Here is a 23,235-nt window from a genome sequence, read left to right as displayed (position 1 = left end):
TAGCGCCTGTGGCTTGCGTTTTTCACTTGGCGCACCTCTTGTATGTGAAGCGATCTCGCATCATATTTATGCGCAGGCTTGCTGGAGCTCCGCAGCGGCGCCTGGGTCCGTAAAAAAGGGGGCCCGACACCGTGAATAATTCCGGAGCTTAAAGAGGAAACAATGGCTGACTTTAACAACTACCAGACCCGGGCGGCGCAGGGTCGCGCCCAGTCCGGCGCGATGATCGATGAAGGCCTGCGCGCCTACATGCTCAAGGTCTACAACCTGATGGCGCTTGGTCTCGCGATTACCGGCTTGGCTGCCTACGGCACTTACACTCTGGCGGTTTCCAACCCAGCTTTCGCCCAGCTAATGTATGGCTCGCCGCTGAGGTGGGTCATCATGCTGGCACCGCTCGGGATGGTCTTCTTCCTGAGCTTCCGCATCAATTCAATGAGCGTCGCGGCCGCGCGGACGACCTTCTGGATCTATGCGGCTCTGATGGGATTGTCGCTGTCGTCGATCTTCCTGGTCTTTACCGGCCAGAGCATCGTTCAGACGTTCTTCATCACCGCTGCTTCCTTCGGCGCCCTGTCGCTTTACGGCTACACGACGAAGAGAAGCCTGTCGGGCATGGGCTCGTTCCTGATCATGGGTCTTTTCGGCCTGATCATCGCCTCGATCGTCAACATCTTCCTGCATTCCGCCCCTCTCGCTTGGGCGATCTCGGTCATCGGTGTTCTGATCTTCGCAGGCCTCACCGCCTACGATACGCAGAAGATCAAGGAAATGTACTTTGACGGCGACGACGTCGCGGTTGCTGGCCGCAAGGCCATCATGGGCGCTCTGACCCTTTACCTCGACTTCATCAACCTCTTCACGTTCCTCCTCCAGTTCCTGGGCAACCGGAACAACTAATCTCGAGGAATTCGAACAGGAAAAGGCGGCCTCCGGGTCGCCTTTTTTGTTGCCCGGCTTCGCGTTGCGGCATAGGCTTGGCCATTCCTTTCAACGGCCTGCCTCAATGACATTCCATCTCCGCGACGCCTCCCCCGCCGATCTTCCGACCATCACCGAGATCTATCGCGACAGCGTGCTGAACGGCACCGCGAGTTACGAGATTACTCCGCCGGACCAGAGCGAGATAGCGGCGCGCTTCGAGGCGATCCGTGCCAAGGGGTATCCCTATATCGCAGCTGAACGGGAAGACGGCACGCTCCTCGGCTACGCCTACGCATCGGCCTTCCGGACCCGCCCCGCCTATCGCTGGCTGGTCGAGGATTCGATTTACCTGGCACCGGAAGCGCGCGGCAAGGGCGTCGGCAAGGCGCTGCTCAAGGAATTGCTGGTGCGCTGCGAGGCGCTTGGTTTCCGCCAGATGGTCGCCGTCATCGGCGGTGCGAGCCCAGCGTCCGTGGCGCTGCATCGCGGCCTCGGTTTCGAACTCACCGGCACCCTGAAGGGCACCGGCTTCAAACACGGAAAATGGCAGGATACGGTGCTGATGCAGGCAGCCCTCGGCGAAGGCAACGAAACCGATCCGGATCCCAGCGTCTATCCGGGTTCGCTGTTTACCGAGTAGCGATCAGCGTCAGTCGATCAGTTTCAGCACCTTGTCGAACACCTTGAGCACCTGCGGCAGCTCATGGCCGCGCTTCATGATCAGCCCGTGGGTGTTCGTCACGGAATAGGCGCCCTGCTTGGCGGCAAGCTTCGGGTTCTTCTCGATTCGGAACAGCGGCGTCTCGCCCGAGCGCTTGAAAATGGAGAACACCGCCCGATCCTTGAGGTGATCGATAGCGTAGTCCTTCCACTCCCCCTCGCCGACCATGCGGCCATAAATCCTCAGGATCGCGTCGAGTTCGCGCCGGTGGAAGGTGACCGGTGCAGGATCGAGATTCTGCCTATATTCACTGAGATCGACGACGACGGCTGTGTCCCGGGATCTCTGGCCCCCCGGCAAATCCGGCTGATCTGTCATCAAGACTCCCAAATCGTCAAATGTCAGAGACATGACAGTTTGCCCGAGAGGCTGCAAAAATCAACCCCGGCAATTTCGCGGGGAGCGAACCGCACGATTTTATTGTTGCCCCATTTCGAACAAAAGAGTGCCCGATTTCGAAGCGAAATTGACGATGTTGGTTGGCGCCGTTTTCAGCGCCATATGGCCCGGTCTGGTGCATTGACCCTTACCCCCAGCCCCCCAATGTTATTGGATCGGGCCGCCAACAAGTTCTCATACAGTCAGCCAGCCCGGAACCGCGCCTGCGGTCAATAGTTCTTGCGACCCACCATCAATACCGTCGCGCCAAGAATGGCTGCCGGTTCGCCGCCCGGACCGGAGGTCTGCAGCAGGATCGCGCAACCGTCCTTCTTTGACTTGCCCATCAGCTTGCCCGGCAGGGTCAGCTTCATGCTCTGGCCGTTCCAGGTGCCGACCGACTGGACGTCATAGACGGCGTGCCAATATTCCATGTTCTTGCCGCTGTTTTCACCCTTGGTGACATCCACCTGCTGGCGTTTGGTGAAATAGGCGACGACAACGTCTGCCTGTCCCTTGCCGCCGCCGATCTCGATCTCGATCTCGTCGCCGCGCATCGCAGCGGTGACCGGAACGTCTAGCCCCTTGCCGTTCTGGCCGAGCATCTTCACCTTGTCATTGATGACGGTGAGGTCCGTGCCCTTGACATGATCGCGGCCGTTAATAACGGCCTGCGGAGTATAGACGCCGGTGCGTCCGAACGTCTTGGCATAACCATATTGCCGCTCGGTATTTTCCTTGGAGCTCAGTGTATCGGTCCAGCCGAGATAGTTCCAGTAATCGACGTGGTAGGAGAGCACGACCATGTCGCCCTGCGCCACCAGCTCGCCCAGCGCGGCGTCGGCCGGCGGGCAGGAAGAACACCCTTGAGAGGTGAAAAGCTCGATCACGCCCTTCGGCGCTCTCACCTCTCCCGCCAATGCAGCGCCCGCATAAAACAGGCCCGCAACAAGGAGTACGGAGCGAAAACGAAAGGGCATGGGTGGCGGACCTTTTTATCAGGGCAACTGTTATCCACGATTGCTCGCGGCGATCAAGGCCGAATGCACTGGATGGCGGAAAGTAACCACCGGGCACCTTCAAGAGAAAGTCACGAAGGGGTGAAGACCGGATAATTGATCGGTTCCCGAATGCGTTTCGTTGGGCGCCAAACTTGGCGAAAAATGCGCTGAGGTCAAATCAGTTTAAGCAAGCCCTGAGTAAAATAAACGGCACCCACGCCGGTGACGACCCAGCGCGTCCAGGCGCGGAAATTCTGGTCGGTCATCTTCTGCAGGATGCCATTGCCGACATGCGCGCCGAGGATGGCGATCGGCGCGGCGAGCAGGATCGAAATCCAGTCGGAGGCTGGCAGGCCGGAAGCCGCGTTCCAATAGAAGGCGACCTTCGTGAGATGCGAAAGCGTCTGGATCGACGCCTTGGTGGCGATGATCTTGCGGCGGTCCATCTGGGTGCGGATAAAGAAGATATCGACCGTCGGCCCCGCGACGCCGACGCTGATCGTCAGTGCGCCGGAAAACAGCCCGCAGATGAAAGCATGCAGCGGCTTTGACGCATCGAGCTGCAGTCGCTTGACGGGCAGCCAGACCAGGATCGGCATCAGCCCCACTCCGATCAGCACGACGACCAGGTCCGGCGCGTAATTGACCGAGAACAGCACCGCCGCCGAAACGGCGACGCCGAGGCAGAGGATGCCGAGGATACGGTAGTCGATATAGGCGCGGGAAAACCAGGCGCGCGATCCGTTCGACACCATCTGGATGATGCCGTGGAAGGCGATCGCAGTACCGACGGGATAAAGGAAAAGCAGCACCCAGAGCAGGATCAGCCCGCCCGCCATGCCAAAAATTCCCGAAAGCAACGATGTCAGGAAAACGGTGACGGCCATTCCGGTGAGGATGACGACGGTCAAGGGCGCGGGACCTTGGAACAGCTGGGATCGAGGGCCTCCACCTCCCTCATTTCTGTGCTTGTCACAGGAATCCAGTGACCCGATGTCTATCGGGGTCGGGAGACTCTTTCAGCCCAAGGACTTGGGCTGGCTGGATTCCTGTGACAAGCACGGGAATGAGGACCGATGGGGTTGTGCAGAAGACCACCCGCAGGCCCAGCCTGCGGGTGGCTTTGTCGCTTAGGCTGCGAGGTCGCGCAGAACCGTCTGCAGAATGCCGCCATTGTTCATGTAGATGACTTCGTCGAGCGTATCGATGCGGCAGAGGATGTTGATTTCCTTCACCGTGCCATCGCCGTAGGTGATCTTGGCGGTCTTCCATTCGCGCGGCTTGATGTCGCCTTCGAGACCGAGAATCTCAACGGTCTCGTCGCCCTTGAGGTCGAGGCTGGCCCAGGTCGTGCCCTCTTCGAAGACGAAGGGAACGACGCCCATGCCGACCAGGTTCGAGCGGTGGATACGCTCGAAGGACTGGGCGATGACCGCCTTGACGCCGAGCAGGTTGGTGCCCTTTGCGGCCCAGTCGCGCGACGAACCGTTGCCGTATTCGACGCCGGCGAAGATGACGAGCGGAACGCCCTCGGCCTTGTACTGCATGGCCGCGTCGTAGATCGACATCTCTTCCTTGGACGGATAGTGGAAAGTGTAGCCGCCTTCCTTGCCGTTCGGGCCGAGCATGTAGTTGCGGATGCGGATGTTGGCGAACGTGCCGCGCATCATCACTTCATGGTTGCCGCGGCGTGTGCCGTACTGGTTGAAGTCGGCAACGCCGACGCCATGGCCCGTAAGGTACGCACCGGCCGGTGAAGCAGCCTTGATCGAACCGGCAGGCGAGATGTGGTCGGTGGTGATCTTGTCGCCGAAGAGACCGAGGACGCGGGCGCCCTTGATGTTCTTGAGGCCCGAACCGGTCTTGCCCATGCCGACGAAATAGGGCGGGTTCTGCACATAGGTCGAATCGTCGTCCCAGGCATAGGTCTGACCCGGAGGAACCTTGACCGCCTGCCAGTTCTCGTCGCCCTTGAACACGTCCGCATACTTGGTTTCGTAGAGTTCGCGGGTGACGTATTTCAGGATGAATTCCTGGACTTCCTTCGAGGTCGGCCAGATGTCCTTGAGGAAGACCGGGTTGCCGTTCTGGTCTTCGCCGAGCGGCTCGGAGGTCAGGTCCTTCTGGACCGAACCGGCGAGCGCATAAGCAACGACGAGCGGCGGCGAAGCGAGGTAGTTCGCCTGGACGTCCGGCGAGATGCGGCCTTCGAAGTTGCGGTTGCCCGAGAGCACGCCGGCGGCGATCAGGCCCTTGTCGTTGATCGTCTTCGAGATCGGCGCCGGCAGCGGGCCGGAATTGCCGATGCAGGTGGTGCAGCCGAAACCGACAAGGTTGAAGCCGAGCTTGTCGAGATCGGCCTGCAGGCCGGACTTGGCAAGGTATTCGCCGACGACCTGGGATCCCGGTGCAAGCGAAGTCTTGACCCACGGCTTGGACTTCAGGCCCTTGGCAACCGCGTTGCGGGCGAGAAGGCCGGCAGCGATCAGCACCGACGGGTTGGAGGTGTTGGTGCAGGACGTGATCGCGGCAATCGCCACGTCGCCATGGCCGAGATCGAAATCCGTGCCCTCGACGGGGTAACGATTGTCGAGCTGGCCGGGCTTCTTGTATTCGGTATCGAGCGAGCCGGCGAAACCGGAAGCGATCTTGTCGAGCGAGATGCGGCCTTCCGGACGCTTCGGGCCGGCCATCGACGGCACGACGTCGTTGAGGTCGAGTTCCAGCGTGTCGGTGAAGACGAGGTCGGAACCGTCGCCTTCGCGCCACATGCCCTGGACCTTGGAATAGGCCTCGACCAGTGCGATCCGCTCATGCGTGCGGCCGGACATCGTCAGGTAGTTGATGGTTTCGCCATCGACGGGGAAGAAGCCGCAGGTCGCGCCGTATTCCGGACCCATGTTGCCGATCGTCGCGCGGTCGGCGAGCGGCATGTTATCCATGCCCGGACCGAAGAATTCGACGAACTTGGAAACAACGCCCTTCTTGCGCAGCATCTGCACGACGGTCAGCACGAGGTCGGTCGCGGTGACGCCTTCCTTGAGCTTGCCGGTGAGCTTGAAGCCGATGACTTCAGGCAAAAGCATCGAGACCGGCTGGCCGAGCATCGAGGCTTCCGCTTCGATACCGCCGACGCCCCAGCCGAGAACGCCGAGACCGTTGATCATCGTGGTGTGAGAGTCCGTGCCAACGCAGGTGTCCGGATAGGCGATCGTTTCGCCATCCTCTTCCTTGGTCCATACCGTCTGGCCGAGATATTCGAGATTGACCTGGTGACAGATGCCGGTGCCCGGGGGAACGACGCGGAAATTCTTGAACGCCTGCTGGCCCCACTTCAGGAAGCGGTAACGCTCGCCGTTGCGCTCGTATTCGAGCTCGACGTTCTTGGCGAACGCGGTCGGCGTGCCGAATTCGTCGACGATAACCGAGTGGTCGATGACGAGGTCGACGGGAACCAGCGGGTTGATCTTTTCCGGATCGCCGCCGAGCGACACCATCGCATCGCGCATCGCGGCAAGGTCGACGACGGCGGGAACGCCGGTGAAGTCCTGCATCAGCACGCGGGCCGGACGGTAGGCGATTTCCGCTTCCGTCAGACCCTTGTTGTTCAGCCATTCGGCAACGGTGAGGATCTGTTCCTTGGTGACGGACTGGCCGTCTTCAAAGCGGAGCAGGTTTTCGAGCAGCACCTTCATGGAGAAGGGCAGCTTCGAAACACCGGCCAGGCCGTTCTGTTCGGCCTTGGGAAGGCTGTAGTAAACGTAATCCTTACCGCCTACGGTAAGGACGGAGCGACAATTGAAACTGTCGAGAGACTTAGCCACGGAATAAACCCCGCTGATTAAAGAGCCAACACGCGCGTGCGGACGCCTATGCACTTCATGCACATCAGGATGCGGGTACGACCATTTCCGCTGTCCGCACGAGAAGATTTTTTGGGATCTTCAAGTTCGGCGGAAGATTGAAATCACGCCGGCCGCTGGCGTGGTTGCAGTGCTTATAGATAATTTCTAAGAAGGGTTCCAGACGCTTGGCGCCCATTCCGAATAAATTTTCGGATCGCGATGATTAAAATCTTAATGAAGGTCTCCAGCATGCGGCTTTTGGCCGAAAACTTGAGCGCAAGACGCGGCGAAGACCTGATTTTCACGGATATCTCCTTTGACCTCGGAGCCGGCGAAAGCCTCGTCCTGACCGGCCGCAACGGATCGGGAAAATCGACGCTGCTGCGCGTCGTGGCCGGATTGCTGCATCCGGAAACCGGCCGCGTCGTGTGGACATCCGAAAGTTCCGAATCAGGAATGCGCGCCGCCGAAGCCTGCCATTATCTTGGCCACCGCAACGCGATGAAGGCGGAGTTGACGGTTGCCGAGAACCTTGCCTTCTGGAAGAGCTTCTTTGGCGACGTGGATGGCGGCAAAGGTATCTCTCCGGCCGAGGCCGCCGAAACCGTCGGCCTCGGCGGCATCCTGCACCTGCCCTTCGGTTACCTCTCCGCCGGCCAGCAGCGCCGCATGGCGTTTGCAAAACTGCTCGTCGCTTATCGCCCGGTCTGGATCCTCGATGAACCGACGGCCGCGCTGGATGTGAATGCGGAGGGGGCGTTCACGGGGCTGATCAATGCGCATCTGGCGGCCGGCGGTATCGTGCTGGCGGCGACCCATCAGCCGCTGGGGCTGGAGAATGCAAGGGAACTGCAGATGACGGGGTTTGCGGGTGTGGGAGAGGAGAGATGGTGACCGTCCTGCCCTGCATTACCCCCCTCTGCCCTGCCGGCCCCCACCGCAAGGGAATGGCTATGGTGTATGGGGCCTGGAACGGTGCTGCACTCTTAACCCTCCCCCTTGTGGGGAGGGTGGCCGGCAGGCGGGAGGGGTCTTATGGAGACAGAAAACCCCTCCCCAACCCCTCCCCACAAGGGGGAGGGGCTCCTCGCACCCTTACACCCGCCGTCATCCGCCGCCCTCTCGCCGTCATCCTCGGGCTTGACCCGAGGATCCAGGCCTCCGAACTGTACCGGTCGGACCGGATCGACGCCTTCCGGCACAAAAAGGGGATCCTCGGGTCAAGCCCGAGGATGACGGGAACTGAGTTGGGGGAGATGCCCGGCAGGGCAGAGGGGGGTAAGCCCCAAACGCAAGGCCTCCCACTATGACCGCCCTCCTCCTCCGCGACCTCAAACTCTCGGTCCGTGCCGGCGGTGGAGCGCTGATCGGCGTCCTCTTCTTCATGACCGTCGTCGCCGTCATCCCCTTCGGCGTTGGCCCCGACCTCAACCTCCTCTCCCGCATCGGCCCCGCGATCGTCTGGATCGGGGCGCTGCTGTCGGCCCTGCTCGGCCTCGACCGCCTGTTCCAGACCGAGCGCGAGGATGGCTCGCTGGACCTGCTGCTGATGCAGGAACACCCGCTGGTGCTGACCGTGCTGGTCAAATGCCTCGCCCACTGGCTCGGCAACGGCCTGCCGCTGGTGATCGCATCGCCGCTGCTCGGCCTGTTCATGAACATGGACGAGGTGGCGATCGGCGCCACCATGCTGACGCTCCTGGTCGGCACGCCGGCACTGACCTTCATCGGTGCGGTCGGCGCGGCGGTCGCGGTCGCCCTGCCGCGCGGCGGGCTGCTGGTGTCGATCCTCGTCCTGCCGCTAGCGATCCCCGTGCTGATCTTCGGGGTCAGCGCTTCCTATGCGGCGGTCGAGGATCCCGCCCCGTTTATGCCGCCTTTCTTGATATTGGTGGCGATCACGATGTTTTTTGCCGTCCTCGGTCCGCTCGGCGCGGCACTGGCGTTGCGCAATGCCGGCGATTGACTAGAATCGGATTAAACGGGGTCGGATCGACGACCAGCGAATTGACCAGGATCAAGCTGATTTTTCCGCGCGCATATTAGAAAGTGCCCATGACCGAAAGCCTCGCCATCAGCAAGTTCAGCGACCTGGCCAACCCGACGCGATTTCTGGCGCTGGCGGCCCGCATCCTGCCGTGGATGGCGGCGGCGACTGTGATGCTCTTCGCGATCGGGCTCTATCTGAGCTTCACGACGGAAGGTGATTACCAGCAGGGCGCGACGGTGCGTATCATGTACGTGCATGTACCAGCCGCCTGGCTGTCGATGATGTGCTACACGGTGATGGCCGTTTCCGCGATCGGCACGCTGGTCTGGCGCCACACGCTCGCCGACGTCAGCCACAAGGCGGCAGCCCCGCTCGGCGCCGCCTTCACGCTGATCGCGCTCGCCACCGGCTCGCTCTGGGGCAAGCCGATGTGGGGCACGTGGTGGGTCTGGGATGCCCGGCTGACCTCGGTCTTCGTGCTATTCCTGATGTATCTCGGCCTGATCGCGCTCAACCGCGCCATGGACGATCCGTCGCGGGCGGCCCGCGTCTCCGCCGTGCTGATCCTCGTCGGTTTCGTCAACATCCCGATCATAAAATTCTCGGTCGACTGGTGGAACACGCTGCACCAGCCAGCCAGCGTCATCCGCATGGGCGGCCCGACAATCGACCAGGAATTCCTCTGGCCGCTGCTGATCATGGCGATCGCCTTCACCATGCTGTTCTTCACTCTGCACACAATGGCGATGCGCAACGAAATCTGGCGCCGCCGCGTCGCCGCCCAGCGGCGGATGGCCGCGCGGATGGCCGGCCATGTAACCGGCTCGGAAGCGTGAGACCATGAGCCATACCTTCTACATCGCCATGTCCTATGCCGTTTCGGCCATCGTCATCCTCTGTCTGATCGGCTGGACCTGGCTCGACGGCCGCGCCCGCAGGCAGGAACTGGCCGAGCTCGAAGCCTCCGGCATCCGCCGCCGCTCCGCCCAGGCAAAGGATGACGCGGCATGAGCATCGAGACCGAAAATCAGCCTCCCGCGCGCAAAAGCCTGGCGCGTTATGCGCTGCCGCTGATCCCGCTGGCGATTTTTCTCGGCTTTGCAGCGGTCGCCGGCAAGATGCTCTACGACCAGGACGTCAACGGCCGCGACGTCTCGGCCATCCCCTCCGCCCTGATCGGCAAAAAGGCGCCATCGCTGGCGTTGCCGCCGCTGGAAGGCTCAAACACCGCGGCGCTGACGACCGCGGCGATCGCCGGCAAGCTGACGCTGGTCAACGTCTTCGCCTCCTGGTGCGTGCCCTGCCGGCAGGAACACCCGATCCTGAAGGAACTGGCGAACGACAGCCGGCTCACCATCGTCGGGATCAACTACAAGGACCGCAACGACAACGCGCTGCGTTTCCTCGGCGAACTCGGCAACCCTTACAAGGCGATCGGTGTCGATCCGAACGGCAAGGCGGCGATCGACTGGGGCGTCTACGGCATTCCGGAAAGTTATCTGGTCGCGCCCGACGGCACGATCCTTTACAAGAAGGTCGGCCCCTTCGACGAGCGCAGCCTGACGCAGGACCTCATGCCTGCGATCGAAAAGGCGTCCGCGGGAAGTTAGCGCCCCCTGCGTTGTGGCCGATGGCGAATTTGGAAGAAGCACCTTTGGCCGCGCGGGACCTCTTGTCCGGCGCGGTTTTGGTTTGGGAACGGGGCAGGCGGTATCGGGTATGTGGGAAGTAGATATTCGTGCCTGCCCCGACTGTTTCGGTGGTCTTTCGAGGATTGCCAGGCCTCGCTACCCACCTTTGCAGCCATCACCGGAAACCGGGGTCCGAGAACCCTTGGATGAGGAGGCCGGTTCGCGAACCCGGTTTCCCATCCGATGACGGGGCGATTATCGGATGGGCTCGAGAGGCGGATGGAAGGGGAAGTGAATGTCCGCCAACGCATTGATGCGGTTGAAGTATTTTTCATGGCCGGTGGAAATGATCCCCGGCGAGAGCCCCTCCCGCCCTGCCGGGCACCCTCCCCACAAGGGGGAGGGAGATATGCCGCGTGCTCATCGCCCCATCAGTACGGACCTCTCAGATGAGGGAATAGTTACATTTCAAAAGGGATATCATAACCCGGCAGTGACTTAACGGCTTGGTCTCCCTCCCCCTTGTGGGGAGGGTGGCCGGCAGGCCGGGAGGGGTCTTCATCTTTCCCGTCCCGCGCTACAGCCCACCCTGCCACACCCGCACCGCATCGACCGGCCAGACGAGCATCAGCACGTTGAGCGTCAGGTTGTCGCGGATGATGTAGCCGGTCGCCAGCTCGAAGAAGATGGCGATGGCGACCGTCAGCCAGACCGGCAGGCGCGAGGCGGCGAAGAAGCCGAGCACCATGAACACCGTGTCCATCGCCGAATTGAGGATGCTGTCGCCGGTATAACCGAGCGCCATGGTCGCCGTGCGGTAGCGATCGATGATCAGCGGGGAATTTTCGGCAATCTCCCAGGCAGCCTCGATCAGGATGGCCAGCGAAAGCCGGGCCGCCAGCGGCGCACGGCGCAGGATCAGCCAGCAGAGACCATAGAACAGGAAGCCGTGGATGATATGCGACGGCGTGTACCAGTCGGAGAGGTGCTGAGAATTGCCGCTGGTATTCACCCCGCCTTCCCAAAACTTCACATAACCGCATTCGCAGATCGGGATGCGGCCGATCGCGTAGAGAATGGCGATCTGGAGCAGAAAGAGGATGAGCGCGGCGAGAAACCAGCGCTTGGAGGACGAACTCGATGGGGAGAATTCCGCCGCCGTCACTTTTCGGCCTCGGCGTTGCCGGCCGGCTCCTGGATCGTGTGGCGCATGATCAGCGGCATCTGCGTCATGGTGAAGATCAGCGTGATCGGCATCGTACCCCAGACCTTGAAGGCCACCCAGAAGTTATCCGCCGCCTTGGCGTCGGGCAGGTAATAGGCGTTCGCGCCGCGCCAGACGATTTCGTTGAGGACCGCGAGGAACAGGAAGAACACGCCCCAGCGGATGGTCAGCTTGCGCCAGCCGGCATCATCGAGCTGGAAGGCCGCATTGAACACATAGCCGAGAAGCGATTTGCCGAACAGCAGGCCGCCGAGCAGCACGACGCCGAACAGCGTGTTGATGATGGTCGGCTTCATCTTGAAGAACAGCTCGTCCTGCAGCCAGATGCCGAGCCCGCCGAAAACGAGGACAACGATGCCGGAAATGAAGGGCATCATGGGCAGATGCCCGAGAACGACCTTCGAGACGACGAGCGAAATGACCGTCGCGACCATGAACAGGCCGCTGGCGATGAACAGCGGACCACCGAGCACCGAAAGCCACGGGAAGGTCGCGGCAAGCCATTCCCCGCGCAGATTGGCGAAGAAGAAGACGAGCAGCGGCCCCAGCTCGAGCGAGAGCTTCAGCATCGGATGGTGCCGGTCGGCGGCGGTGGGCGTCGTATCGCTTTCGAATTTCATATATTGGTCAAACCTGCTTCGTCCTGCCTTGGCCCTGCGCGAGTGCCAAGGCAGATTTGTGGCATCAATGGGCAATCCCGGCAATGGCGCGGGCAAAATCCTGCGCCTCGAAGGGTTCGAGATCGTCGACACCCTCGCCAACGCCTATGAAATAGACCGGCAGCTTATGCTTGGCGGCGATCGCCACCAGAATGCCGCCGCGCGCCGTGCCGTCGAGCTTCGTCATGATAAGCCCGCTGACCCCCGCAACGTTCCGGAAAATCTCGACCTGGTTCATGGCGTTCTGGCCGGTCGTGGCATCCAACGTCTGCAGCACGGTGTGCGGAGCGTCGGGATCGAGCTTGCCAAGCACGCGGACGATCTTTTCGAGCTCGGCCATCAGCTCGGTGCGGTTCTGCAGCCGGCCGGCGGTATCGATGATCAGCACATCCGATTTGTTGGCGCGCGCCTGCTCGTAGGCGTCATAGGCAAGCCCTGCGGCATCGGCGCCGAGCCTGGTGCCGATGAAGGTCGAACCGGTGCGGTCCGCCCAGATCTTCAGCTGCTCGATGGCGGCCGCGCGAAACGTGTCGCCGGCGGCGAGCATGACCTTGAGGCCGGAGCCGGAGAGTTTTGCGGCAAGCTTGCCGATCGTCGTGGTCTTGCCAGTGCCGTTGACGCCGACGACGAGGATGACATGCGGCTTGTGATTGAGATCGAGCGCCAGCGGTTTGGCGACGGGGGCCAGAACCCTGGTGATCTCGGCGGCCATGATCCGTGACACGTCCTCGCCGGTCACGTCCTTGCCGTAACGCTCCGACGACAGCGCACCGGTGACCCGCATGGCGGTCTCGACGCCGAGATCGGCCTGGATCAGCAGGTCTTCGAGCTGTTCCAGCGTGTCCTCGTCCAGCTTGCGCTTGGTAAAGAGCGCACTGATCTGGCCGGTGAGCTGCGACGACGTGCGGGAAAGGCCGGCGCGCAGGCGCTGGAACCAGGTGAGTTTCGGCTGGGGGGCGATCGGTTCGGGCGCGGGGGCCGGGCGGGCGGTGGAGAAACCTTTGGGGAGGGTAGGTTCGGGGCGAGGCGCTTCACTTGGAGCGGGAACCTCTTCGTCTGAAGGAACACCCCCCTCTGTCCTGCCGGACATCTCCCCCTCAAGGGGGGAGATCGAATCGCGGGGGGCTTCCTGCTCCAAAGTGAATCCGGAACCCGTGGCAGCCGGACCAGCGTCCATATCGCCGATGTCAGACGCCGGAGCCGACGGCTCATCCGTGATCTCCCCCCTTGAGGGGGAGATGTCCGGCAGGACAGAGGGGGGTGCCTCCGGAGATGCAACGCCCTTTTCTTCTGCCTCTGCTTCCGCCTGCAGCAGCGAAAGCGGCACCATGCCGATATCCGGCACGCCCTCGACCCCGGGAAGCAGCGCCGGCTCATCCTCTTCGGCAGTCTCCGGCTCGGCCGGCTCGACATCCCCAGCCGCCACATCCGCAACTGGCCCACCGGCCGTCTCGATCTCAGCCGGAGCAACCGGATCGACGGACGAGACCGGTAGGTCTTCGTCGCGCGACTTCGGCTCCAGTTCCGCCTGGATGGCGGCGACGTCCGCCGGCTTTTCCGCATCGGGTGCCGGCTCCTCGGCGGGTTTGCCGAAGGTGAAGACGCGTTTGATGAAGCCCAATGCCATGAGAACCTGTTCCGGTTACGCCGCCCGAGACGGGACAAGGGCGGACGCGACCTGCATTTCCAGATGTTTGCCGTTATGGCCGGTAATCATAACGCGCTTGAACTCGCGAGGAACAAGGCGCGGCGCCGCCACCAGCGAAAAGTTTTCCGTATGCGCCATGCCGTTGTTCTCGACGATGATCGCCTGCTCGGTGCCGACCATGCGATCGAGGTGGAGACGATGCAGCACCTCGCCCCGTGCCCGCAGCCTTGCGGCGCGATCCTTGATGACAGCCCGATCGACCTGCGGCATGCGCGCCGCCGGCGTGCCCGGACGCGGGCTGTAGGGAAAGACGTGCAGGAACGAAATGCCGGCCTCTTCCGCCATCGTCGCTGCATTCTCGAACATTTCTTCCGTCTCGGTCGGGAAACCGGCGATCATATCCGCCCCGAAGGCGATCTCCGGGCGCAGGCGTCGCGCCCGTTCGGTAAAGGCGAGCGCTTCGGTGCGCGAGTGGCGGCGCTTCATCCGCTTCAGGATCATGTCGTCGCCATGCTGCAGCGACAGGTGCAGGTGTGGCATGAAGCGCGGCTCGTCGGCGATCAGGTCCCAGAGATGTTTGTCCGCCTCGATACTGTCGATCGAAGACAGCCGCAGGCGCAGGATTTCCGGCACCTGGCGGAGCAGCGTCTTGGCGAGATATCCGAGCGACGGCTGGCCCGGAAGATCGGCGCCATAGCTGGTGGCATCGACGCCGGTCAGCACGATCTCGCGATAACCGGTTTCCGTCAGCCGCCGGGCCTGGTCGACCACCGCGCCCATCGGCACAGAGCGGGAATTGCCGCGGCCATAAGGAATGATGCAGAAGGTGCAGCGATGATCGCAGCCGTTCTGCACCTGGATGAAGGCGCGTACGTGCCCATCGATATGCTTCACCATCTGCGGCGCGGTGGCGCGCACGCTCATGATGTCGTTGACGCGCAGCTTCTCTTCCGCCGAGACGCCGAAATCCGGCAGCGCCCGGTAGGATGAGCTTTTCAGCTTCTCCTCGTTGCCGAGCACGGCATCAACTTCCGCCATGCCCGCAAATGTCTCTTTTTCGGTCTGGGCGGCGCAGCCGGTGACGATGATCCGGGCATGCGGATTTTCACGCCGCGCCCGGCGGATCGCCTGGCGGGCCTGCCGCACGGCTTCGCCGGTCACGGCGCAGGTGTTGACGAGGATGGCATTGTTGAGCCCGGCCTTTTCGGCCTCGGCCCTCATCACTTCCGATTCATAGGTATTGAGCCGACAGCCGAAGGTGATGACCTCGACCCCGCTCAATTGACCCGGGCCTCCGGCTCGCCCCGTTGGATTGCATTGGCCTCTGGCTCGTCGTCACGGCTGAAATTGCCGTTCTGCGGATCGACCTTGCCGGACCATTCCCATTCGGCGGGACCGGTCATGACGACATGGTCGTCCGCGCGCCATTCGATGATGAGCGGCTGGCGGATCGGGCTGGAGGCAACGTCGATCGTCACCGTGCGCCCGGTGCGTCCGGTGCGGGCGGCGGAAACGGCGGCGGCACAGGCGGCCGAACCGCAGGCGAGCGTCAGGCCGGCGCCACGTTCCCAGGTGCGGGTGCGCAGCGACGACTTCGACGTGACCTGCGCCAGCGTGATATTGGCCTTTTCCGGAAACATCGGATGGTTTTCGAGCAGCGGTCCGAACCGTTCGAGGTCGAAGCTCATCGGATCACGGTCGACCCAGAAGATCGCATGCGGATTGCCCATCGACATGGCGGACGGCGAATGCAGGATTGGCGCATCGATCGGGCCGATCTGCAGCTCGATGCGGCTCGTATCGAAAAATTCCTCGGCAAGCGGAATGCGGTCCCACTCGAAGACCGGCTTGCCCATGTCGACCGAAATCGTACCATCCTCATGCTCGACGGCATTGAGGATGCCGGCGACGGTCTGGAAGGTAAAGGTCTTGCGGCCGGTCTCGGCGCTCAGCGCCTGCACCACGCAACGCGTGCCGTTGCCGCAGGCCTGCGCCATCGTACCGTCGGAATTGAGGATGTCGATCCAGGCATCAGTGCCTTGAGCCTTCGGATCGTGGATGGCCATGATCTGGTCGAACTGGGTTGCCGGATCGGCATTGAGCGCGATAGCGGCCTGGGGCGTCACCTTGTCGGTGCGTCCGCGCATGTCGACGACCAGGATCTTGTTGCCAAGCCCGTTCATCCGCGCGAATTCCACCAGTTCCGTCATGACGCCAATCCATTCCGGGCCGAATGCCCGCCTATTGGGCTGTATATGGCGGAAAAGGCAGGGAATTACCAGTGGGTGGCGCGGGGTCAAGCCCGGGGACCCAGGCCACGCCCTCAGACGAAAAACTTGTCCACCAGCGCATGCACCCTCCGAAACGCCGACTTGGCGCCTTCGGCCATTTCCGTTTCCTCCACCTCGGACATCTCGAACCCGTTGAAAGCAGCAACGAAAGTGCGCCAGTGCAGGCCGCGGCCGGCGGGGTGGCCGGCGAGGTGGCGGGCGCCGAATTCTTCCGACAGGCCGAGCCTTGCCGCCTGCTTCAGGAGGAAGGCGGCGCCGAGGTTCGAGCCTTCGGCAACGTACAGCCATCCGAGTGCGGCCGGGATACCAAGTCCGCCCGTGCCGGCAGTGAGGACCGGCGGCTCGCTTCCGGTCACGTCGGCAATATCCTGGCGCAGCGCTTCAAGCCGGACCCGGCTCGGAAGATCGGGGACGACGCGGTTGAGCCGCGGATCGAGATAGAGTGGGTCGACATCCGCATGGAAATGATGCTGCACGGCGAGGAAGAGCGCGTAACGCTCGCGGCTGGCGAAGGGATCGGCCGCCATGATGCGCTTGTCGAGGCGCTCATGGGTGGCATCGGTGAGAGCCTTCAGACGCTGGATCCGGGTCGGTGCGGTGGGTGTTTCGAGTTCGATCTGCATGCGTGCAATGTCCAGATGCTTATATGTTTTAGAATTTGGCTGTCAGGAACGCCCGGATTGTCCGTCCGGGAGCGGGAGTGAACCCGTCGAGCGCATCCACGTAAAATCGATCCGTCAGGTTCTCCGCCTGGAGATCGAACGTCAAGTGGTCGGTGATCTTGTAGGTGGCGAACGCATCGACGGTCGTGTAGGGAATCCACATGCCCGTATACATCCGGGCTTCCTGTGTGACCGGCGACAGGCGCGCACCGCCATGCGTGAAGCGGGTGCCTAAACTCAGCCTGTCGTCGAAGAGCCGCATGCCGAGCGTCAGGCTCGCCATGATCTCGGGCGGCATGTGGTTGGCGGCATAGTCCATCGACACGGTCGAGTCCGAGCAGGTGGAAAGAGTGCGGCAGAACTCGTAGCTCAGGTACTTGGTCAGCGATCCTTCGCTGAAGAACAGGCCGGCCTCGTAGGAGCCGGAGATTTCGATACCGGAGAACCGGGTGCTCCTGAGATTGTCGAAGGTGAAGACCGGCTGGCCCGGCCCCGCATTGGACGGTACGCGAGAAATATAGTCGGTGTAGTTGTTGTTGAAATAGGACAGCTTGAAGCGCAACGCGTCGTCGGCGAGCAACAGGCCATCCTTGCTGTAGTTGATGCCGACTTCCCAGTTCTTCGAGACCTCGGGCTTCAGATAGGGGTTCTGGATGACGTTACCGTCATTGCCCATCGTTTCGCGCATGGTCGGCGGGCGCATGCCTTCGGCATAAAGCGCGTAGAACTGCAGCCCTTCGATCGGCTCCACGATGACGCTGACGGACGGGTTGAACCGGCCACCTTCCTTGTGGCGGATACCGGTCCTGGATTCGATACCCTTGTCGTTCATCCAGTAACCGTCATAGCGCAGCCCGGCATTGAGGGTCAGCCAGTCTGTCGCCTCCCACTGGCCGTCGGTAAACACGCTGGCGATCGACCGGTTGCCCATACTGGGATCCATCTTGACCCCTGGGCTGTTTGACTGACTGCGGCTGTAATAGCGCCGGGAATCGATATCCTCGAGCAGGTAGGACACACCGTAATTGGCCTTGAAGGGCCCGTATTCCGTGTCCAACAGGCTCGTGTTCGAAATGTCGCCGCCCCAGGTATGAGTCATGGCGTAGCGGGGATCGTCACCCGGTTTGATGTTGAATTGCGGAAGATAAATACCGAAACCCGTCGACATGGAGTTCTGGTCGACGATGCTCAGCCAGGCATTGACCTTGAGATCGATCAGGTCGCTGGGATTGTAGCGATAACGGCTGGTGAACGTGTCGGTCGTGACATCGGATAGCGGCGCCTGCCGGAATGTGTTGTCGCCCGAGGTCAGAAGCGAGGTCATGATCTGGCCGAACTGGCTTTCATAGCGGATATAGCCCAGTTCCAGGCTCTGGTCGTCATCGAAGCGAAGCGTACCCTTGGCGAGAAACGAGGTGGATTCGTTGGACGAATTGAAGACCTCCTCACCCTGCTTGGTGAGCGAGAGGAATTGATTGCGGCCTTGGAACTCGTAGTAATTCTTGCCGTGCTTGCCGGCGAAATAGTTACCGCGATAGCGGCGGGCACCGGCGATGACGAAATCGAAATTGTCCTGCACCGTACCGAGCGCAAAGCTGCCCGAGCCATTGGTGAAATCGAAGAATTCAGCCGAATCCGTCTGCTGGTCGTAGGAATTGACCGTAAAATCCTTCGTCGTGTTGTCCTGGGCACCGATCTTGATGCGGCCGCCATATTGCCTGCCTTCCTCGACGATATCCTTGGCTTTCAGCGTGGTGATCTCCACCACGCCGCCATTGACGCCGGCGCCCACCGCGCCGCCCGTCGGTCCCTTGGAAATGCCGACGCCGCCGATCAGGTCCGGATCGATATAGGTGCGGTCATCGACGCCGCCGTAACCGCGCCAGGTGGTCGTCGTCTGCTGCGTACCGTCGATCGCAACCCGAACGCGGTTCTGGCCCTGCAGGCCGCGAATGTTCACGTTGACGGAACCGCTGCTGTGGTTGTTGGCGGAGATGATGCCCGGCGTGTTCTTGAACAGGTCGCCGGCCGACGAGCCGCGGAAGCGTTGGATCTGCTCGGACGAGATATAGCTCGTCGAACCCGGCGTCTCGTAAGGCGCGTCGACAGCGCGAGTATTGTCGCCATCGCGCAGAACAATTGGCTTGAGCGTCGTATCCGCATCGCCGCCGGTCGCTGCAACCGAAGGCGAACCCGCCTCCAGCGTCACCGTATTGCCGCCGCTTGACCGGAAGGAAACGCCGGTGCCGGAGAGTAGCCGCGACAGGGAGGCAGAGGGTGTCAGCGAACCGGTCACGCCACCTGTGGTCTTTCCGGCAGTGATTTCGCTGCGATAGACGAGACGCAGGTCGGTCTGGCGGCCAAGCGCGAGAAGTGCGCTTTCAAGCGGCCCGGCGGGAATGGAAACGGCGACCTGCTGCGACTGGACGCCTTGTGCCGGCTGCTGTGCGACTGCCGGAGCCATGCCGCCCAGCCAGGATGCGCAGCCAAGCGCGATCCGGACATGCCGCGAATAAAGCGGTCCCCTCAAATTCATTTAGACCCCCTGCACTCAACCTTCGTGACCGCTCTCATCGCGGTCCCTGGTGGTTATGAGTGAAAGAGGACTCCAACTCCTGACGTCGGTTTTCGAAAAAAGATGATTTTAATACTCAATTTTCCGATCGGCCTATCTTCAGCGCGAACGGACGAGCGTGACCCAGTCGGAAAGCCGGATGATGCGGATCGGCAGGCTCTCCTGCAGAGCCGTGAAAGTCTGATTGACATCGTTCACGGCAAAGACGCCGCTGACCCGCAGCTGCGAGGCCTGGTCGTCGAGCACCATGATGCGACCCCGCTGGTAACGGCCGATCCGGTCGAGCACCTCGCCGAGCGGTCGGCCGGAGAAGACCAGCTTGCCGCTGCGCCAGCTCGTCAGATCGGCGACATCGCCGGAGCCGGTTGCCAGGCGGCCATCGGCGCCGAGATGGGCGGTGCCACCGGTTTCGAGCACCGCGCGCTCGGAGCCGGCGGTCACCGCCACATGCCCCTCCTCGACCATCACCTCGTCGCGATCGCCGACCCGAACCGCATAGTGGGTGCCGAGCGCGATCGCCTGGGTTTCGTCGCCGCTGACGACGAAAGGCCGTGCCGGGTTCGGGGTGACGTCGAAAAATGCTTCGCCGCGCAGGACCACGATCCGGCGTTCGGTCTGGCCGTATCGCACCTTGATCGCGCTATCGGTGTTGAGCGTCACCACCGACCCGTCATCGAGGTCGATGCGCTGGATGACGCCGACCGGCGTGTAGAAATCCGAACGATACCGGGCGATGAGGCCGGTCTCGTTGGCGATGATGCCAAGACAGCCCATCAGAAGCAGGGCGGCAATTCCACCGCCGACCAACCGGCGCCGGCGTGGCACGACCGTTTTCGGCACCGCCGCGAGATCACCCCAGAGAGCGCTCATCTCTTCAAAGGCCGCCGCGTGAGCCGGATCCTGCATTTTCCAGAATTCGAAGCGGCGACGATCGGCATCGGTCGCGTCGCGGGAGCCGAGCCGCGCGACCCAGCCTGCCGCCTCCTCCGCAATGGCGTCCTCACGCGCCTTGTCTGAAACGTTAGTCATGCTCAATCCCCCCGGCGGGAGGCAATGCCGCAAGGCGGGCCTGACGGCAAGCCATGAGTGCACGGATGATGTGTTTTTCAACCATGTTTCGTGAGATCCCGAGCCTGGTCGCGATCTCTCCGTTGGAAAGCCCTTCGAGCCGGCTGAGCACGAACACGACCCGGCATTTCGGCGGCAGGGAGCAAATCGTCTCGATCAGAAGCCCGAGCTGCTGGCGCGCGGCGACCACGCGCTCCGGGCCTGGCGCCTCGTCGGCAACCTGCGTCTGGTCCAACTCATCGCTGAAAAGCGCGCTGTCGCGCATCAGCCGGGCGGTGATGCCATGGGCAACGGACCGGGCGACCTGGAAAAGATAGGCATGCGGATTGCGCAGATCCTCCTTCGGCGATGCCGTCAGCAGCCGCAGAAAGGTCTCCTGCGTCGCGTCCGCCGCATCCTCCCTGTTGCGCAGGCGCCGAAGAAAGAACCGCCGCAGCTTTCCCTCCTCGGTCTGCTGCAACTGCTCGATAAGGCTGATGTCCAAGTCCGTAACCCCAAGGCCGGAACCTGCCCGACCAACGGCTCCGCGTTTAGCGTCGCCCAAAAAGCGGCGCAACATCAATGATTTGGAATGGATCCAAAGATCATCGGATAAGATGACAAGTATACTCATGTTTTAATGTGAAATCAGCATGTTGGGCAGCCAGGCATTGGCGGCGGCAGAGACTGAAATTTCCGCCGCTTCGGGGCTGCCTGTCGCGTTTTCGCAACAGTTCCGGCGTGCTCAGACGGAAATTGTCGGCACTTCGAAGACTTCGCCCGGCCGCATCGGCCGGAAGCGCTCCCGGGAAACGCCGCGCGCATCGAGAGCGGCGTGAAGCGCCGCCAGCGGCTCTTCGATCCCTTCATCGGTCAGCTTGAACGTGCCCCAATGATGGCCGGCGACGAAAGCCGCATCGCAAAGGAGCATGCCCTCCACCGCCTCTTCCGGGTTCTGATGCTGCGCCTGCATGAACCAGCGCGGCTCGTAGGCGCCGAACGGCAGGTTGGCGAGCCGGAAAGCCCCGTGCTTTTCCCGCGCGGCGCGATAGCTGATGCCCTGATGGAAGCCCGTATCGCCGATATGGTAGATCTTGCCGGCCGGAGTTTCGAAAACGAAGGCGGCCCACAGCGCCATGCGCCGGTCGCCTACGCCGCGCGCCGACCAGTGATGGCAGGGCTCGCAATGCAGGACGATGCCGGGACCGATATCTGCGGCGATCTCCTCGCGGCCGCCCCAATCCATCACCGTGATCTTCGCATCCGCGATACGCGAGCGGATGAGCGCGTCATTGCCGAGCGGCGTGACGAAATGCGGCTTGTCGCGGCCCTGCAGCACCCACAGGGTCTCGAGGTCCATGTGGTCGTAATGGTTATGTGTGACGAGCACGACATCGATCGGCGGCAGGTCGCCGACGCGGATACCAGGCGGATTGACCCGCTTCGGACCGGCGAAACGCACCGGGCTGGCGCGATCGTCCCAGACCGGATCGGTCAGGATGTTGAGGCCGGCGACCTGAATCAGCATCGCCGCATGCCCGACCATGGTGACGGTCAGCCGGTCGCCCGAAACCCGCGTTTCCGGCACGGCCTGCGGAAACGGGCTCGGAAAACTGTCCGGCCAGGCAATGTTGTTGCCGCCGAGCTTCCAGCGCAGCAGGTCAAGCCCACCGCGCGGCTGCTCCCCACCGGGATTGAAGAAATACGTTCCGTCGAAATGATCGGAAGCCGGACCGGAGTAGTACTTGTTGGCAGCCATGGCTCCCCTTGCCGCGAACCCGCCCACAAGAGCAGCGATCGCACCGATTCCGGACCATTTCAGGAATTTTCGTCGGTTCATGGGAGATGTCTATCAGCGTCTGCTTTCACGTGGGAAGAGAGCTTGCATGGCGAAGAACACATTTACGCGACTTCGACATCCGTTTTGGAGAAATCCTTGCCCACGAAAAGGAGTGGCGACTGGAGTGTTTTCGCGGCGGCATAGGAGAAGCAATCGCCGAAGTTCAATTTGGCGGGATGGCCGATAAAGCGGCCATATGTTCTTGCGGCGCTTAAAGCCGCGTGGTGAGTGCCGGGCGCGATCGGCAGCTCGACTGCGCCGATATCGTTGAGAAAACCCTCGATAGCGAACGCCGCACGCTCGATCAGATAGGGCGGCGTCGGCGCATTTTCGCCATAAGCGGCGATCTTCTTCTTTCGCGCCAAAGCGATTGCCGCCTCAAATACGACCAGTGAGGAGTAGTAAATAGGGCTCTTGGCCCTCTCGATGCTTGCGAGCATGGAGGCGGCAGCCTCTTCTTCACCGAGAATGGCAACGATTGCAGAGGCATCGATGAACATCAGCTTTCCCACATTTCGTCCATGAAAGCCTTCTCATCGAAATCCGGGTCGTTTGGACCGAGATCTGCAATCATGCGCTGATATTTTTTTACACGCTCCACAAGGGGCGCGTCTTCCTTTGTCCGCTTCAGCTCATTCTCCAGCGCCACGCGCACAGCCTCGGTCTTGGTCTTCGTACCAAGCCGCCGCATGACCTCGTTTGCCAGTTCATCGACCTTGTCGTCACGGATATAAAGAGACATGTCCATCCACTCCCTTGCAGAGCTGCCGGGATATTCACTATAGTCGAAATGAATAT

The 23,235-nt window shown here is 62.0% G+C and carries 23 protein-coding genes; 7 read left to right on the top strand and 16 right to left on the bottom strand.

What is annotated here, in order from left to right:
- The first annotated feature begins 162 nt into the window (after nt 1–162).
- Nucleotides 163–900: a Bax inhibitor-1/YccA family protein gene (locus MOV63_RS18645; RefSeq protein ID WP_247035593.1), complete on the top strand. Its 738-nt coding sequence runs from the start codon at nt 163–165 to the stop codon at nt 898–900.
- A gap of 106 nt (nt 901–1,006) precedes the next feature.
- A complete protein-coding gene (locus MOV63_RS18640; protein WP_247035592.1) occupies nt 1,007–1,564 on the top strand; it encodes a GNAT family N-acetyltransferase in 558 nt (185 codons plus the stop codon).
- A gap of 9 nt (nt 1,565–1,573) precedes the next feature.
- Here MOV63_RS18640 and MOV63_RS18635 read toward each other — a convergent pair whose 3' ends face one another.
- The 4 genes from MOV63_RS18635 to acnA form a co-directional block, all read right to left on the bottom strand.
- Complete coding sequence (locus tag MOV63_RS18635) at nt 1,574–1,963, bottom strand: DUF2794 domain-containing protein (RefSeq protein ID WP_038549783.1); 390 nt, start codon at nt 1,961–1,963, stop codon at nt 1,574–1,576.
- A 290-nt stretch (nt 1,964–2,253) separates the two neighbouring features.
- Entirely contained in the window at nt 2,254–3,003 is a 750-nt protein-coding gene (locus MOV63_RS18630; protein WP_247035591.1) for a thioredoxin family protein, read from the bottom strand.
- Between the two features lie 194 nt (nt 3,004–3,197).
- Nucleotides 3,198–3,935 carry a sulfite exporter TauE/SafE family protein gene (locus tag MOV63_RS18625; protein ID WP_038546634.1) on the bottom strand — a complete coding sequence of 246 codons (738 nt, stop codon included), beginning with the start codon at nt 3,933–3,935 and terminating at the stop codon, nt 3,198–3,200.
- Between the two features lie 219 nt (nt 3,936–4,154).
- A complete protein-coding gene (acnA, locus tag MOV63_RS18620; protein WP_038546637.1) occupies nt 4,155–6,848 on the bottom strand; it encodes an aconitate hydratase AcnA in 2,694 nt (897 codons plus the stop codon).
- 270 nt (nt 6,849–7,118) lie between these two features.
- Here acnA and ccmA point away from each other — a divergent pair, with 270 nt between their 5' ends.
- From ccmA to MOV63_RS18595, 5 genes are all read left to right on the top strand, one after another.
- Nucleotides 7,119–7,763, top strand: coding sequence for a heme ABC exporter ATP-binding protein CcmA (ccmA, locus tag MOV63_RS18615; protein WP_247035590.1), 645 nt, complete (start codon nt 7,119–7,121; stop codon nt 7,761–7,763).
- A gap of 412 nt (nt 7,764–8,175) precedes the next feature.
- Complete coding sequence (gene ccmB, locus MOV63_RS18610; protein WP_037081467.1) at nt 8,176–8,835, top strand: heme exporter protein CcmB; 660 nt, start codon at nt 8,176–8,178, stop codon at nt 8,833–8,835.
- 89 nt (nt 8,836–8,924) lie between these two features.
- The gene (locus tag MOV63_RS18605) at nt 8,925–9,695 is read left to right on the top strand and encodes a heme ABC transporter permease (RefSeq protein ID WP_247035589.1); all 771 of its coding nucleotides are present in this window, start codon (nt 8,925–8,927) and stop codon (nt 9,693–9,695) included.
- Nucleotides 9,696–9,699: 4 nt separating this feature from the next.
- Nucleotides 9,700–9,870 (top strand): heme exporter protein CcmD, encoded by a 171-nt coding sequence (ccmD, locus tag MOV63_RS18600; RefSeq protein ID WP_247035587.1) that lies wholly within the window; start codon nt 9,700–9,702, stop codon nt 9,868–9,870.
- Nucleotides 9,867–10,469 (top strand): DsbE family thiol:disulfide interchange protein, encoded by a 603-nt coding sequence (locus tag MOV63_RS18595; RefSeq protein WP_247035585.1) that lies wholly within the window; start codon nt 9,867–9,869, stop codon nt 10,467–10,469. Before ccmD ends, MOV63_RS18595 begins: the two co-directional genes overlap by 4 nt.
- Before the next feature lie 598 nt (nt 10,470–11,067).
- Here MOV63_RS18595 and MOV63_RS18590 read toward each other — a convergent pair.
- From MOV63_RS18590 to MOV63_RS18535, 12 genes are all read right to left on the bottom strand, one after another.
- Nucleotides 11,068–11,655 carry a DUF2585 domain-containing protein gene (locus MOV63_RS18590; RefSeq protein ID WP_247035583.1) on the bottom strand — a complete coding sequence of 196 codons (588 nt, stop codon included), beginning with the start codon at nt 11,653–11,655 and terminating at the stop codon, nt 11,068–11,070.
- On the bottom strand, nt 11,652–12,335 hold the full coding sequence (locus tag MOV63_RS18585; RefSeq protein ID WP_247035582.1) for a septation protein A: 684 nt from the start codon (nt 12,333–12,335) through the stop codon (nt 11,652–11,654). Before MOV63_RS18585 ends, MOV63_RS18590 begins: the two co-directional genes overlap by 4 nt.
- 64 nt (nt 12,336–12,399) lie before the next feature.
- Nucleotides 12,400–14,001 (bottom strand): signal recognition particle-docking protein FtsY, encoded by a 1,602-nt coding sequence (ftsY, locus tag MOV63_RS18580; protein WP_247035580.1) that lies wholly within the window; start codon nt 13,999–14,001, stop codon nt 12,400–12,402.
- A gap of 15 nt (nt 14,002–14,016) precedes the next feature.
- On the bottom strand, nt 14,017–15,303 hold the full coding sequence (gene mtaB / locus MOV63_RS18575) for a tRNA (N(6)-L-threonylcarbamoyladenosine(37)-C(2))-methylthiotransferase MtaB (protein WP_247035571.1): 1,287 nt from the start codon (nt 15,301–15,303) through the stop codon (nt 14,017–14,019).
- Entirely contained in the window at nt 15,300–16,232 is a 933-nt protein-coding gene (gene dapF / locus MOV63_RS18570; RefSeq protein ID WP_247035563.1) for a diaminopimelate epimerase, read from the bottom strand. Before dapF ends, mtaB begins: the two co-directional genes overlap by 4 nt.
- A gap of 113 nt (nt 16,233–16,345) precedes the next feature.
- Nucleotides 16,346–16,936 (bottom strand): biliverdin-producing heme oxygenase, encoded by a 591-nt coding sequence (locus MOV63_RS18565; RefSeq protein ID WP_038546663.1) that lies wholly within the window; start codon nt 16,934–16,936, stop codon nt 16,346–16,348.
- Between the two features lie 28 nt (nt 16,937–16,964).
- Nucleotides 16,965–19,511: a TonB-dependent receptor gene (locus tag MOV63_RS18560; protein WP_247035560.1), complete on the bottom strand. Its 2,547-nt coding sequence runs from the start codon at nt 19,509–19,511 to the stop codon at nt 16,965–16,967.
- A gap of 138 nt (nt 19,512–19,649) precedes the next feature.
- Nucleotides 19,650–20,579 carry a FecR family protein gene (locus MOV63_RS18555; protein ID WP_247035559.1) on the bottom strand — a complete coding sequence of 310 codons (930 nt, stop codon included), beginning with the start codon at nt 20,577–20,579 and terminating at the stop codon, nt 19,650–19,652.
- Complete coding sequence (locus tag MOV63_RS18550) at nt 20,572–21,177, bottom strand: RNA polymerase sigma factor (protein ID WP_247035557.1); 606 nt, start codon at nt 21,175–21,177, stop codon at nt 20,572–20,574. The genes MOV63_RS18555 and MOV63_RS18550 overlap by 8 nt, the downstream gene beginning before the upstream one ends.
- A gap of 165 nt (nt 21,178–21,342) precedes the next feature.
- Entirely contained in the window at nt 21,343–22,437 is a 1,095-nt protein-coding gene (locus MOV63_RS18545) for an MBL fold metallo-hydrolase (RefSeq protein WP_247035555.1), read from the bottom strand.
- 62 nt (nt 22,438–22,499) lie between these two features.
- A complete protein-coding gene (locus MOV63_RS18540; RefSeq protein ID WP_247035553.1) occupies nt 22,500–22,937 on the bottom strand; it encodes a type II toxin-antitoxin system VapC family toxin in 438 nt (145 codons plus the stop codon).
- Complete coding sequence (locus MOV63_RS18535) at nt 22,937–23,179, bottom strand: type II toxin-antitoxin system VapB family antitoxin (RefSeq protein WP_247035551.1); 243 nt, start codon at nt 23,177–23,179, stop codon at nt 22,937–22,939. The genes MOV63_RS18540 and MOV63_RS18535 overlap by 1 nt, the downstream gene beginning before the upstream one ends.
- Nucleotides 23,180–23,235 lie beyond the last annotated feature (56 nt).

Source organism: Neorhizobium sp. SHOUNA12A (assembly GCF_023006505.1).
Lineage (GTDB): Bacteria > Pseudomonadota > Alphaproteobacteria > Rhizobiales > Rhizobiaceae > Neorhizobium.
Note: the sequence above shows the minus strand (reverse complement) of the source record. Positions and strands in the feature narration are given on the sequence as shown.

Coding starts and splice junctions, on each gene's coding strand:
- MOV63_RS18645 (WP_247035593.1), top strand. CDS start 163: ATGGCTGACTTTAACAACTACCAGACCCGGGCGGCGCAGGGTCGCGCC.
- MOV63_RS18640 (WP_247035592.1), top strand. CDS start 1,007: ATGACATTCCATCTCCGCGACGCCTCCCCCGCCGATCTTCCGACCATC.
- MOV63_RS18635 (WP_038549783.1), bottom strand. CDS start 1,963: ATGACAGATCAGCCGGATTTGCCGGGGGGCCAGAGATCCCGGGACACA.
- MOV63_RS18630 (WP_247035591.1), bottom strand. CDS start 3,003: ATGCCCTTTCGTTTTCGCTCCGTACTCCTTGTTGCGGGCCTGTTTTAT.
- ccmA (WP_247035590.1), top strand. CDS start 7,119: ATGCGGCTTTTGGCCGAAAACTTGAGCGCAAGACGCGGCGAAGACCTG.
- ccmB (WP_037081467.1), top strand. CDS start 8,176: ATGACCGCCCTCCTCCTCCGCGACCTCAAACTCTCGGTCCGTGCCGGC.
- MOV63_RS18605 (WP_247035589.1), top strand. CDS start 8,925: ATGACCGAAAGCCTCGCCATCAGCAAGTTCAGCGACCTGGCCAACCCG.
- ccmD (WP_247035587.1), top strand. CDS start 9,700: ATGAGCCATACCTTCTACATCGCCATGTCCTATGCCGTTTCGGCCATC.
- MOV63_RS18595 (WP_247035585.1), top strand. CDS start 9,867: ATGAGCATCGAGACCGAAAATCAGCCTCCCGCGCGCAAAAGCCTGGCG.
- MOV63_RS18585 (WP_247035582.1), bottom strand. CDS start 12,335: ATGAAATTCGAAAGCGATACGACGCCCACCGCCGCCGACCGGCACCAT.
- ftsY (WP_247035580.1), bottom strand. CDS start 14,001: ATGGCATTGGGCTTCATCAAACGCGTCTTCACCTTCGGCAAACCCGCC.
- dapF (WP_247035563.1), bottom strand. CDS start 16,232: ATGACGGAACTGGTGGAATTCGCGCGGATGAACGGGCTTGGCAACAAG.
- MOV63_RS18565 (WP_038546663.1), bottom strand. CDS start 16,936: ATGCAGATCGAACTCGAAACACCCACCGCACCGACCCGGATCCAGCGT.
- MOV63_RS18560 (WP_247035560.1), bottom strand. CDS start 19,511: ATGAATTTGAGGGGACCGCTTTATTCGCGGCATGTCCGGATCGCGCTT.
- MOV63_RS18555 (WP_247035559.1), bottom strand. CDS start 20,579: ATGACTAACGTTTCAGACAAGGCGCGTGAGGACGCCATTGCGGAGGAG.
- MOV63_RS18550 (WP_247035557.1), bottom strand. CDS start 21,177: ATGTTGCGCCGCTTTTTGGGCGACGCTAAACGCGGAGCCGTTGGTCGG.
- MOV63_RS18545 (WP_247035555.1), bottom strand. CDS start 22,437: ATGAACCGACGAAAATTCCTGAAATGGTCCGGAATCGGTGCGATCGCT.
- MOV63_RS18540 (WP_247035553.1), bottom strand. CDS start 22,937: ATGTTCATCGATGCCTCTGCAATCGTTGCCATTCTCGGTGAAGAAGAG.
- MOV63_RS18535 (WP_247035551.1), bottom strand. CDS start 23,179: ATGTCTCTTTATATCCGTGACGACAAGGTCGATGAACTGGCAAACGAG.